Here is a 14,126-nt window from a genome sequence, read left to right as displayed (position 1 = left end):
AATTGGTTTAGTTGGTTTTTAGTTTCGGCACGAAGCGTAGATAATCCAGCACCAGGGTGTTAATTCCCTCATCAGTAGTTGCGGCCCCTTGCAGTACAGTGAGAATTCGATCATATTCTTCCAATGTAAACTCTCCTAGATAGACCTCGTTGTAGTCATTTTGCTCCACGTTGGTATAGGGGAATTGAAAAATTTGTGCATGAACTGGTATTTCCGGATCCTCTTCGCTAGGTCGTGGATTAAATTCGAAAACGCCAACACGCTGTTGAAACACATTGTTCTGTATATCATTCAAAGCTCTCCAATACACATCGTAGGTAGTACTATACATTCGTGGCAGGTTATAAAATATAGACAAACTGGATACTTTATGATTTTGCACCATGATATCCTTAAAAAACTCACCGTAAGGGTCTTTCCGTATCCGATGGAAAGTACTCGCGGTAACAGATTCGGAAAAGCGGCTAGGCTCCTCCCCTTGTACATAGGTATCGACGAGCTTATTAACAACAGGCAGTGTCGCTCTATCCAAAATATGTACCCAGCCGTTGCTCAATCGCACCGATTGGCTAATAGCCGATTTATCTACGGGGAACGGTACATTCGATGCACTCAGCAGCATAGCCGGTAGATTGTCCTTGCTGTATGCCTGCTTAAAAAGCATATCTTTTACAATTTCGTACTGGCCAATAGCATACGAGGAATCAGCATGGTTACGGTAGTTTACGTAGGGTAAAAACTGCTCTACCTCTGCTGTAAAATCAGCGTCCTTCAAGACAAAATAGGTAAAACGCTGATTCTCATCCCGCATATCACCCACATTTCGCAAAAACTCGTTGTTTAAATAATAATCTGCTGGATCTTCCACAACCGCTGTATCGTATAAGTTATATTCGTTCAAGCTTAAAATAAACGCATTTTGCAGTTCATCGTTGTGATCGCTCATATATTCCCATAAGCTCTGCCGAGGTATCAATGCGTCCGTAATAACATGATACATGCCATCAGCTCCTGCTTGGTTCGACTTGCTAAAAGCTGCGCCATCAATTTCACTGTTTACGAAATCTAAGGTCTTTCCGCTGAGCATAGTCAGGCGGACCGTATCCGCCGAGGCATTCAAGCGGTGGGTGGATACGGCAATATGGTTTTTCACAAAGCGGTCTAAGGCTTCCGCATCATTTTGCAGCGAAGAGGATACAGCCTGTATTCGGCTGTTCTCGGGTACAAAGACGGTGTAGGCATTGTTCCCATCCAACGTTTTGTCTACGCCTGATGCATGTAGCAACTTCATAAATTCGCTTGATTCCGGTTCTTTCTCCAACCGTTCCAATAGCGGTTCGTTTGTCAGTCCCTCGTTATCCCGGGCATGTTCATCCCATGGATCGGAGCAGCTGACCTGTAGCAATAGCATACAAATCAATCCTATTACTGGCGTTAGTATATCGTGTTTTTTCATTATCTTCATCATTAGGGTTTACGGATAAACAGCATTGCCTTGTTCATCAAACTGCGGATAGATCTGCTCCTGATCGATTGGAATAAATTGGATAAAATCCAGGTCGAATCTTGCTCTGGCGTTTGTACTACACTCAAACCTCAGTGTTTGCCTATCGGTGATATCGATATCCACAATACCTACCATTTTACAGTTGTAATTATTGGCATTAGCGGATACATGCTTTTTATACCCCAATGCTTCCAATTCCCGTTCAGGTAACGTACGTATCCTGTACTCCCCATTATTCAGTGTCCGAGATAATTCCTTTCCATTGATAAAAGTTCGAATCGTATTCCCTCCATCATCCGTTCTTGTTCGCCAACCTACCCAAACCTTGTAGCGTCCTCTCACAACTACAGGTGTCTTCAACTCAACCCAAGGAATTACCGAGGCTCTAAGGTAAAATTCTATATAATCTCCATTAACGGCACCACCGAAACTTCCACTTGCAACACCATTGTAATACGGCGAATTATTAGCACTGGTGTTTGGCCATGTTATATCTCTAAAAAAAGCTTCATCTGGAAAACTTAATTCTCCTCTACCATAGACTCCCGCCACTTTAAGCTCCGGTTGATCCGCCGGATCCCAATCTACGCGGAACGGCTGCCGTTGTTTGATATAGATATCGTCTTTAATATAATGCAACACACCATTAACAGTCGTATTGTCACTTGCTTCCCGGTCTACCTCCGCTCCTTCTTCCAACTCACCTAGCCATTCTTCCTCATTCAGCAGGATTTTTTCCCGATCCACTTTAACGAGCAATACTTCCCGTGGTACCTGTGTGGTATGTGAGCTGGAGAAGGCCAAATCGGATACATATTTCAAGTCGGGTAAGATGTGGTATGCGATATGCATATACAAGCTATCCTCTGGATTTTTCGGATTTCCCGTATGATTGTACTCATCAACTAAATCCTGTATGGTGTTGAAACCTCGCTGTGCAAAAGCCGTATTGCTCACCGCCAGTACCGAGAAAAATTCTTCGGCTACCCGTTGATTGAGCAAGGCATCCAAACCGGTTAGGTGCAAAGCCTCTGCAAAAAGACTTAAATTTGGGTCGGCTTCGATTTCCTGCATGACCGTATTCGTCACCTTCGTAAATACCTTGTCGATACCATGCACCACGCCATTCCCTGTTCGAATATTGGGCATAATGATCTTCGACTCTTTATTGAGGACGAAATAGGATTCCCCGTCAATATTTTGCACAGCGGTGGTTATAAACATCCCAAAAACAGAGTTCCGCTGAATCTTGCCATCCCGAAACTGCCCTGTCGAAACGGTATCCTGCACGATATGCAGGTTAACCAGATCCTTCACGTCGCTCTCCGAGAGATCACCCACGCTACCTTTTCCCTCGCTTTGTAAAAAAGTTTGCATCGCGCTGTTATTCGGTGCAAACACGGTATATGTTCCCCAAGCATCCAGATAGGAGGCTGCCCCAGCCTGTCTAAGTGCTTCGGCAAAAAGGCTATAATCTTCGTGTTCCGCCAAAAAACGGTTAATATTGGGGCTCGTGTCTGTAGTCTCCGTAAAATTCTCCTTGGTACAAGAAAATAACATCATAAACAGTCCTGTCCATAGGCTTAGACTGATACTCAATTTTAATATTTTTCTCATCGTCATCGTTCTCCTATCTTTAGTTTCCATAAAAAGCGTTCTGTTCCAATACGCCACCACTGCGTTGTATTTCCATATAGTAAATAGGCAAGTAATGGCTATTTACATCCCGGTATTTCCCCAGCATCGCCTGTTGTCGATCTGCCGGCGCATAGTTCACGATCATACCTGTGATCAAATCCAAGCGGGCGTAATTATTCCGACGGGCGTTGCGTAGTACATCAAACCAGCGCTTTCCTTCATAAGCGAATTCGCGAGCACGCTCTGCGACAATAAAATCGGTAATTCCCTGCTCATCATCCGCTCCGGGATCCAAATCCGTTCCTTGCATCGCATTTCCTCGTTCCCGGATGGTATAAATCAGGTCTAGGGCTTCTTGTCCACGGTTCAAACCGTTCAGTGCTTCCGCTTTCATCAAGAGCACATCTGCATAACGGTAAACGATCCAATGGGTATAGGAGTCTTCCAGCGATTTGGTTTGCGTACGGCTAAAAGCGTGGTACTTGTAAATCATATTGGTCGCGGTCGATAACGCTCCCCGATCGCCACGCACATCAAAATTTTCGGGATCAGTGGCATCAAATTGAAATAAATCTTCATACACGTTTTGTCCTGCGGTATAGAGCGCATTTTGTCGGAACAGTGTATAAAATGGATTCAGCTGCTGCCGATCATATTGCAATTCAAAAATCCCTTCCACGGAATTTCCTTGTCCGAATAGCTCATTTATCCAGGTCGATGGGTCGCCCGACACCAGTTCAAATACACCGGCCTCGATAATCTCGTCGCAAGCATCTGCCGCTTTCTGGTACTCATCCTGCCAAAGATAAGCGTCCGCCAGCAGCGCGTTTACGGTATAACGAGTAATCTTTCCTTTATCTGCAGCCGTAGTCCCGAACGTTTCGTGTACCATCGGTTCGGCACGAACCAAGTCTGCCACGACGGCTTTCAACACCTCGCTTTGCGATGATTTGGCAATCGATGCTAAGTCTTCATCAGAGGCCGTATAATTCAGTTTAATCGGCACATCGCCCCAGATACGTGCCAAGTTGAGGTACATCCAAGCGCGTATCGCGAGTGCCTCCCCGATATAAGCATCCAATTCCGCTTGTTTCAATGTAGGATCCACAGCTTTGACATCGGGTGCATTGTCGATCACGTTATTACAATAATTAATCATCCGATAAAACGTTCTCCAGTTACTAAAGGAATTGGTAGACAACATATCCGAAAACCGATATTCTGTATAGGCCTGTGTCGCAAAAGTACTCACCTCGATCATATCGGTGCGGATTTCGCCATGCATAAACAGCTCCTGCGTTAAGGAACTCGTAATTAAAGAGATATAAAGTCCGTTGACCGCAGACCGCACCTGTTCCTTCGTCTTCCAATAGTCTTCTGCCACGACACCTTCCTGTGGCTTTAAATCCAGCCATTTATCACAGGAACTGAAACTCAACAACGCAAGAGCCAAGGCAGGGATTGATTTTTTGAATATATGTATCATTACTATCTTCTTCTAGGTTAAAAACTTGTCGACAAACCGAATGTAAAGCGCATGGTTGGTGGCGTGCGTGAATTATCTCTTGCCATCCCAAAGATTCCGCCTTTTATATTCACCTCTGGATCTTGTCCGAGGTACCTTGTCCAGGTATAGAAATTCTCTCCCGTGACGTATAAGCGTAGATTACTCATTCCGAGCCTATCGATTACGCTGCCCCGATTAAAGGTATAGCTCACTGTCGCCGAGCGGAAACGGAGAAATGAGGCATCTTCCACATATCGATCAGAACCCAACCAGTTATACCCTGCGCCCATCAGCGCACGTGGCATATCTGTTACATCGCCTTCTTTCCGCCAGCGACGTAATACAGCCGTAGATTGGTTATCGTAGTTTGTCATCTTCGTCGTGTGCATCAACGCATCGTTCGCCACTTCATAGCCCGTACGAAAATTAAAATACAAGTTGATGCGTAGGCTATTTTTAATCGTTATCGATGGACCGAAACCACCTGTAAACTTCGGACTGGAATTACCGAGATATACAATATCGCGTTCATCAATGCTTCCATCATGATTCATATCCGCATATTTCGCATCGCCCGGTTGGAACACATAATCGGTATAAGGATAATTAAACCGCATATAAACGGGTTCGCCATCTGGACCATAAATAGGTTGGCCGTTGACATCTTTCGCTATGGTTTCGTCTAGGGTTGAATAAACCCCCTCGTATCGGTATCCGTAGAACGAACCGATGGGGTTGTTGATTTGCAGATAACGTTTGTAATCGCCATTGACCGTCCCGGTTCCCTCTTCATTCACAAAGAATTCCGGAACTTCCTTTACTACATTTAAATTACGTGCAATATTGAAGGAAAAATCAACCATCAGATCCTTCGAACGGTAAGGCGTAGCGTGGAGATTCAATTCCCAACCTTTATTTTCCATGACGCCGTAGTTCAACCATATACTTTCAAAGCCGGATGTATTCGGTACGCCGAGGTCGTCAAATAACATATCTGTCGTGCGTTTATGATAAAACTCCATATCCAACCGTACACGCCGTTTCCACATTTCCAAGTTCAACCCTACGTTTCCTTCCTTTACCCGTTCAAATTTCAGATTTCTATACGCCATATTCGCTGGAGCGGTACCCGCTTCACCCAGATAAGTCTGATCAAAGCTGACAATATTGCTATAAAAAAGGTAATCGTAACGTGGCGCCTTCCCAGAATGACCGTAACTTGCGCGCAAGCTGAATTCATCAATAAACGGTAGATGCTCCATAAAACGCTCGCCGGAAACGCGCCAACGGGTGGAAATAGAAGGAAAATAGCCGTACCGGTAGTTGGTTCCAAATTTAGAGTTTCCATCCCCACGCACGCCCACATTTACGATATAACGGTCTAAGAATTTATACTGCGTACTGAAAACAGCCCCTATGGAGCGCGATTGTCCTTCACCACCTTTTAAGACTAACTCATTATTCTGCGTCCGACCCGGATTCGAGGGGTCTGTTAACAATGTGGACGCTGTATTGGAAATCATCGACTCATAACTCAACCCCCTAAAATCATCCGTTTGCCAAGAAAATAACATCTGCAGATCATGCTTCATTTTATCACCGAGATTCGGCGTATAAATCAGATTCGATTTAGTTTGTATCCGAAAATCGTCGCGATCTGACTCTCCGGCACGGTTCACTACCGTTTCGGTATAAGGCCTACCTGTTGCCAATTGCGGTAAAAAATTATTCACCCGTGTGTTATTCATATCGAACATCACACTCAAATCCGAGAAGAGAATGCCTTTAATCAGTTCATAACGCAGGTTAAATGTCGGTGTAATCCGTTCACCCATATGCTTATTATAGGCATAGTCCGCCATCGCCGCAGGGTTATATGTACCCGGATACGCCCCTTGAATATTTCGATCTGGCGAGAAGTAAACCGGCATGAGGTTGCCATATGGATCGTATTCCCACAAGCTCATGTTTGGCATTTTAATATAGGCTGCACCCCGGATATTGTCCTGATCGTCTTTAGAATTGACATAGTTGCGATCCGTTACGGTATGCGTATAGGCGATGTCGGTGCGGAATTTGATGCGTTCCGAGATATCGTAATCGAGGTTCAACCGTGCCGAGATACGGTTTAAACCCGTACCGATCGTTACCCCACGCTGCCCTAGGTACGCCACGGACGAATAGTAACGCGCTTTCTCTCCTCCTCCTTGTATAGAGAAAGTATGGTCATTGGACAGACCGGTTTGGTTGATCGCTTTGATCCAATCCGTATTCTGGCTATAATTATTATAGTAATAGACGTCTCCCGGATCATATTGAAATTCTTTACTGTTCAAGGTATTCAAAGGTAATCCCGTCCGGTTCATATACATTTCTGGGATCAGCGAAGAGTATTGATCGCCGCTAAGTAATGGGATAGCACTGGGCACCGAGGAAAGTGCACCACGGAAGGAATAGCCCACACGCGGCTTCGACATCGTCCCCCGCTTCGTCGTGATCAATAAAACGCCATTGGAACCTCTAGATCCCCACATGGCTGTCGCTGCGGCATCCTTTAATACCGAGATAGTTTCTATATCCGCAGGAGCGACATTCAGCAATTGGGCGTAAGCATCTTCATCGGCAGATCCAAAGTTAAAATCACTGGGAACCTCCGTTTCATACGGCATTCCATCCACTACAATTAAGGGTTCTGCGCTTCCACTTAACGTAGATGTTCCTCTTATGCGAATTTGCATCCCCGAACCAGGATCGCCAGAATTGGCGGCAATATCCACTCCCGGCAAGCGTCCTTGCAGGGCCTCATCTATAGACGCCGACTGCATGTCCTGCAATACGCTTGCATTAATCGTCGCCGTCGCCGTGGTCAAATCCCGTGCGGAGATATTCAACAACCCCGTGTTGGGTGGTGTTCCGCCGACCCCTGTAATAACCACTTCTTCAATTTGACTGTCACTCGTACTCAGTTCTATATTAATCTGGTTTCTACTGTTGATACGGACGACCTGTGCATTGTAACTAATAAACGAAAAATTCAATCGATTCAGTGGGGTAGTAACCGCTAAAGCATAGTTACCTTCAATATCCGTTGTGGTTGCGGCTACCGTACGGTTGTCTGCACTTAGCTCCGATACCGTGACACCCGCTAAAGGCTGTTTGGATATTGCATCCACTGCTTTTCCGCGCACAATGTGTTGCGCGACAGCCGCATGCCCTACACAGCACATCCAAAACAATAAAAATGTAAAACTATAGGTTAATTGTCTCATAATCTGGATTTAATTGTTGTAGTTTAAATATCCATTCAGTTCGTGCAACACGATGCGGTCACTCAGGTATAGATCGGGTGTATAAACTGTAGGTATCGTTCTCCCTTTTCGATCCACAAAGCGGAGGTTACCGACAGCGTTGGAAACATTCACCGTCAACGATTCATCGTCGGAATTTTTCGCTAAAGTAACAGCAGACAGAATATCCGGATTACCATCAGCGGCAACATTGACATTGGTCAGGATATGGTATTTAATAAAACTCTCTATCTGAAATTTACCAACAATATCGCCGGTCGCCGGATCGGCCGGTAAAATACCGTCATCTATGGCCTGCTGTATTGCCTCATTATTTGGCATGAGTAAGGTATATAAGCTTCCACCAGCTACTCCGGTAATCACCCGGTCGTTCGCTACGTAGAGTGGTGATTTGGAGACATACTCCCAGAACCGGCTAACATTGGGGTTTTCCGTCGCCACCCGCACCATGGCTTCTCCCGCCGTTTCGTTCGAAAATTCCAACAGGTTGTTTACATAATAAACACGTCCATTATTACCGAATTTAGCCGTCCCGACAATCTGTACCGGTTCCTGCAAACGTTCGTTACCAGCGGCGTAAATATGTCCGTTTTTCCATTTGATAAATTCGCCTGGCAATGCACGGTCTCCGGTCTGGATAAAGCCCTGTGTACTATTAATATTCGCCAACTCATCATTTGGTGTTTCGATGATATGGCTATAGAGCAGCCGAGCCAATCGTGTCTCTGTTTGACCATGTCCTATTGTATTCCCATTGCGATCTATCCAGGACCATTCGCTCAGCCGTTCATTATAGCTATAGCCCAAGCTATTGAGTAAGCTGTTGGAAAACAAAAACAGGGTAAAATTCGTGCCGGGATTGATGACCAAACGTTTATGTTCCCGTTCGAGCAGCATCAGCATCAACGAATAATCTGGATCCAAAATCACGTGTTTATATACGGTATTAAATAAATCAGACTCCTGTATCTTATTCGTACCATAGAAGAACCCATTACTCAATAGTTGTTTGTCCGTAATATCGGTTTTGGTAAAGCGGGCCGGTTCTTCATGTAGATTCATTTTCCCGTCAAACTGACTGGGCCACACCATGCTCTTCCACAACATCGTGTTCACAAAATCCGCCATGACACCTTTGGGCACCCGATTCAGCGTTTTGTAATGTTCCAGAAATACGTTTCGTATCCAGGGCTCTATGATATCATTGGTCGGGATGAACATACTATAACCATCTTGCTGTCCGTCATTATCCTCCTCTTTTAGAAAATTCTCATTGTTAGGCGAAAAGGCTAACAGTGGATCATACACCTTGATGTACACCTCTTCTACTTGTCCAGTACGGTATTCATAGGTTTTGCTTGCTGTAGGACTGTATTCGTAAGTCACGAAAAACTGGTGTAGGATGGAGTCCCGGAAGAAACTGTATTCTTCGTTTTCTTTCAGGTATTGATCCAAACTCGGACGGGGTAACGTCACGGCATCGACCTCATGGATCACCCCATTCTCGGCGATGATATCGGTTTTCGCCACCGTTCCCCCCATAAAGAAAAAGTTGGATGCCGCCAAAGAAGGGTAAAAGAACTGGTAGTCATCCGCAGGGAGACTATTAAACTGCCTGTACTTCTCGTGAAAATAAGTCACATATTTATTGTTGTTATCACCATCCACATAATACGGTGTTCCGAAGTTCACCGTCACGTTATTCCGGTTTGATGCCCCGACGATAATCTCTTTTTCTACGCCGTCAATCTTCACTTTTTCTTTCCGAAAGCCATCGTAATAAGCAGTACGTCGCCGAAAGCCCAATCCCTCTTCCCATCCCAAATTAGACTGGTAATCGGAAATGTGGTTGGTTTGAAAAGCATTGTACACCAGAGCATAGCGTACAATTTGCTCCGCGATAGCATCCGGTACCTCTTCTACCGTTGCATAACTTCTCTCCTGTAGAAATTTATTGACCGCATCGTCATTTGGCGCAAAAAGTGTCCAGTATCCAGCTTGGTTAAGAGTCTCCATATAACCCGCTTTTTCAATCAGACGGCGAAACTGGGAAAACCTCCCTTCCTCTTCCAGTCGAGTATATATGGGTGATTCCAGATCATCCGGGCGGCTGTAATAGTCGTCGAATGCTTCTTTCCGACAGCTCAAGCAGAATGCCGTTAATAGCCCCAATAAAAAGGTTAATTTGTAAAAACGCATACCATAGTTTTATAGGTTTATAAAAATTTACTGAAAGACAGTACGGCATACCAAACCTTGACAGCATGGTTAATCATCCTATTCAAATCATCGTTACCGTTTCGTCTAAAATTCTATTATTTATTAGTTACTTGTTGGACTTTTATAGTTGTATTTTCTTTTAAATAGTTTATTGTTAGTTCTTCGATTGTTAGTTCTTTCTGTATATATCAAATATATTACATCGTTTTAAAAGCGGCAACCTGCCGCATCCTGCTATTTAGATTCCATTCTCCATTGGATCGCCGGCCAAAGCTAGGCATTGCATTGCCGCTAAGCACCATTGCGCCACGGCATTGGTAGACAAAGGCGCCTCATCCCGCTCACTGAACACCTCCGGCGGTACCCAACGAATTGTTGGCGGTATACTTAATTGCATGCCCGCGGCACCGGCATAAAATTCCTTCCAAGCGCGTTCTTTCAGTTTTCGATCTTTCAAAAACCATCCGGCATAGGCCGTAAGCCGGCTGTGTCCCTGACCTAAATTCGGTTTAGGAAAGGTTTGTCCTAAGTTTTTTTTCTGCCAGGCCGAGTCGGCATTAAAAGCTTCACAATATTGCAACCAAGCTTTTGTAAACTCTGGAACATCAAATGCGTCAATAAGTTCGGTACATATTTCGGACAAGCCAAACGCCGCGTTAAGGTGCGATACACGTATATTACGGTGTCCGGCCCGATCAAACGTCCCTGTATTTACATCCATATTTGCCGAACCCGTCAAAAAACCATAAGGCTGATTACCAATACTTTTCATACTGTTTAGCAAACGCTGTTTTATTCTTTTGTCACCTGTTCTCTCCCATTCGGTAAACCAAGCCGATGCCAAAGCTCCCCAATCGGTGCCGAATGACATGCTGACTTTATCGCCGTCCTTGGCGGCAATCTGGCCCACCTTCCGACCGGGCACAATGCGTTGGAGGGTATGGACAGCCTCGATCTGCTCCCGCATCAGATCACTTATACGCTCGTCCGCAGTGAGATAATAGAGAAAACGCCGATTAATAACGGTGCTAATCCGCAACTGTTTCGCGCTACAGCCCCAATGCATAACATTGTGTCGCGATCCTAGAGGTGCGAAACGACCGATATGATGGACATCCACCTCTCCGGTATGGCGCGTCATCGCCTCGGCCATGCGGAATACGTCCTGTCGGCCAGAACGCAAGAAATAGAACCATAGCCAAAGGTCGGTAGACAACTCGGAATTATCCCATGCAAACCCGCCCACGTCGTACCGCCACATATGTCGGTCGTAGTCGTAACTGTGCATCACATCCCCGTAATTCCAAAAGCCGTACCATCGATGTTGCTCAATCTGCTTCTTATAGTAGTCAATATAAAAGGCAAGCTGCTCTTCAATAGCCTTTTCAGCCGTGCTTTTTGGTGGACCAGCGGTAAAAGCCCCTCCAAAAACACCACTTGTTTCATAGTCATTTGGGCTACATACTAACACTGGAGGATCCTGCATATCTTTAACCCTATTAGCAAGTTCCTCGTGCGTTGGTGTATGATCTAATGCGCAAATTTCAAGCTCGCTTGTCCGGGCAACTCCGTGAGGTGTCCCAAATTCCGGTTCATAGTCCTCATAGGTGACGTCCATTCCTGCCAATTGCTTTTCATAAGTATCTTGGCCCAAGCCGTCGTGGTAGAACCGGAGATCCATGGCCGGTGCATCAGGAGCCCATAACCAGAGCGTGAGGTTGGCCGCCTCGGTATGTGCATGCCGAATATCTACCTGAGCCGGGAAACTTTGCCAAAAATTTCGGATACTGAACACCAATCCGCCGCTGGCACCCCCGATATACCCAGCTCCTGCGGCACGCTGACCGTGAGCCGACGCAAGCCAACCGTGACCGGCCGTTGTTCGTTTACGGATTTCAAAACCATCCGGCGTGAGTTGGGTAAGCGAGTAGTCACCAAAAGAGGGTATATAGGATAGCCCATTTGCCACGCGCGGATTGAATGTTGAAATTGGAGGTGTTGCCTTCCCGATAACCTGTGCATCCCGAATTTCCTTACCCGGATCACGCCTCAATCCCGTCAACCCCTTTACCGCCTCTCCGAACACCCCTCCATTATCCCCCAAAAAGCGGATGTGTCGATCGTATAGTGCATCTGTCATCGGTACCGTGAACCGTACCCCTAACCCACGGATAAAATCGCTATATTCGTCTGCATCATATACCAACGTATGAACCATTCGGATCGATGAGGTATGAAGATAGCAATAACAACGTACGGTAAAAGGTAGCAACTCGCGTCCAGTATCCGAGCGATGTATGCCTGTAGTTTTGATAACCAACCGGACAGGTCCGGCATGTTCTACAACCGCATTCCGGATTTCGCTCGTGAGCGCTTCGCTCAGCAACGGTTCCCCTTCCGTGGGTTCCGGCAGATTTTGCCATTGGAGTACCAATTGGCCATCGGTGGCTGTTATTCGCGTGCCTAATTGGATAGATTGGATTAGCTTACCTCCATTTTTAGGGAAGACACATTGCATGGAACCTGTATCCACGCGAATTACGTCATCATCTTCTGCGACAACAATTGATCTGTCTGCTCGCACGGGTCTCCCTTCTTTTTTATGCAAAACAAGATCTGCTCGGGAATCTTCACGTCCTAATACCGCAGCATGCGCCGACCATTTAACCGATCCGTCGGGCCATCGGGCCGTCACCCAATGTTGTACGTATAGGTTAGGATTTCCTGCCGCGGACAGTACCAACGTTTCCGCCGCCTTCAATTCCCCTTTGCTCCACGGAACACCCCAAGTTACACCACGTTTATTTGCGGGGACATGATCACCTAACCAACGTAAGTTTGTTCCATGTTCGTAGTTTGTGGTCGGAAGCAACGCAGAGAAAGAGGCCTTACCATGGAATGGTAAGCTGGATAACAATACGGTGGATTGCTTGAGAAACTGTCGCCTGGACTCCTGGTTCGTTTTTTTTTCTGGTCTATGCATGATGGCTTTTGACGTTTGTTTGTTTATTTTTGGTTTATGAAATGGATAAATCTGATATTCTTCTCGATCGGTATAACTGCTACGTTTTTGGCATGCCAGTCCAATTCAACGCGTTCCGGTGAGCCCGAACTTTTATTCGAAGACTCTTTTGAACAAGGGTTGGATAGTACCTTATGGATAGCCGAAATAGCACCGGAGCCGAATTCACACGTCTACGTAGCGGAGGGTAAACTTTGGCTCGACACCTATGGCGGCGTAACTGTATGGTTAAATCAGCTACTGGATGGCAATTATGCCATTGAATATGAACGTACGGTAGCCGTAGACACCGGTGCAAATGATCGACTTTCCGATTTGAATCAATTTTGGATGGCCAGCGATCCATCCAATGAAAACCTGTTTTCCCGATCCGGTGTATTTGAAAGCTATGACTCCTTATCATTATATTATGTAGGTATGGGTGGCAACACCAATACGACAACCCGTTTCCGGAAATATGAAGGTGGCGGAACCAAACCGCTACTCTACGAACACGACCATAAGTTGAAAGCAAACCATACCTATCGTATCCGTACCGAAGTGATTGACGGCGTTACCACCTTCTCCGTAGACGGTCAAGAACTATTCAGCCACCGTGATCCGGATCCATTGACACAAGGCTATTTCGGACTGCGGTCTACATATTCTCGTCAAGCGATTGATAACGTACGTATTTATCGACTTAACAACTAAACTAAGTTATTCTTTTGTAAAATTGATAGCAACCTGCGGTATCCTGCGCTCCGACTCTAACGAGCCCCTGTTAACGTCTAAGATTTGCTTTTCTTAAGGGTTACTGCTTCAATAATAAGAGCATCATCGCCGATAGTTCCCTTTGCTGAAATGGAACTTTCCGTGTAAAGAACAACAAATAATCAAATTTTTAAGCCTCTGCGTGACCAGAATTTGGTCGGAGTTAGGTGG

The 14,126-nt window shown here is 45.6% G+C and carries 7 protein-coding genes; 1 reads left to right on the top strand and 6 read right to left on the bottom strand.

Annotation, left to right across the window (positions count from 1 at the left end; genetic code table 11):
• Positions 1 to 7 precede the first annotated feature (7 nt).
• The 6 genes from H8B17_RS03965 to H8B17_RS03940 all read right to left on the bottom strand — a co-directional run bounded on the left by H8B17_RS03965 (position 8) and on the right by H8B17_RS03940 (position 13,163).
• Entirely contained in the window at positions 8 to 1,456 is a 1,449-nt protein-coding gene (locus H8B17_RS03965; protein ID WP_190307841.1) for a fasciclin domain-containing protein, read from the bottom strand.
• An 18-nt stretch (positions 1,457 to 1,474) separates the two neighbouring features.
• Entirely contained in the window at positions 1,475 to 3,124 is a 1,650-nt protein-coding gene (locus tag H8B17_RS03960) for a fasciclin domain-containing protein (protein WP_190307840.1), read from the bottom strand.
• 19 nt (positions 3,125 to 3,143) lie between these two features.
• On the bottom strand, positions 3,144 to 4,631 hold the full coding sequence (locus H8B17_RS03955; RefSeq protein WP_190307839.1) for a RagB/SusD family nutrient uptake outer membrane protein: 1,488 nt from the start codon (positions 4,629 to 4,631) through the stop codon (positions 3,144 to 3,146).
• Positions 4,632 to 4,648: 17 nt separating this feature from the next.
• Positions 4,649 to 7,921 (bottom strand): SusC/RagA family TonB-linked outer membrane protein, encoded by a 3,273-nt coding sequence (locus H8B17_RS03950; protein WP_190307838.1) that lies wholly within the window; start codon positions 7,919 to 7,921, stop codon positions 4,649 to 4,651.
• A gap of 9 nt (positions 7,922 to 7,930) precedes the next feature.
• Entirely contained in the window at positions 7,931 to 10,159 is a 2,229-nt protein-coding gene (locus tag H8B17_RS03945; RefSeq protein WP_190307837.1) for a fasciclin domain-containing protein, read from the bottom strand.
• 259 nt (positions 10,160 to 10,418) lie between these two features.
• The gene (locus H8B17_RS03940; protein ID WP_190307836.1) at positions 10,419 to 13,163 is read right to left on the bottom strand and encodes an exo-rhamnogalacturonan lyase family protein; all 2,745 of its coding nucleotides are present in this window, start codon (positions 13,161 to 13,163) and stop codon (positions 10,419 to 10,421) included.
• Positions 13,164 to 13,199: 36 nt separating this feature from the next.
• On the opposite strand from H8B17_RS03940, the gene H8B17_RS03935 reads away from it, so the two are divergent.
• Complete coding sequence (locus H8B17_RS03935) at positions 13,200 to 13,895, top strand: DUF6250 domain-containing protein (protein ID WP_190307835.1); 696 nt, start codon at positions 13,200 to 13,202, stop codon at positions 13,893 to 13,895.
• Positions 13,896 to 14,126 lie beyond the last annotated feature (231 nt).

The organism is Sphingobacterium arenae, from assembly GCF_014692505.1.
Lineage (GTDB): Bacteria > Bacteroidota > Bacteroidia > Sphingobacteriales > Sphingobacteriaceae > Sphingobacterium > Sphingobacterium arenae.
The sequence above is the reverse complement of the archived record's forward strand: the minus strand, read 5'-3'. Positions and strand labels throughout refer to the sequence as shown.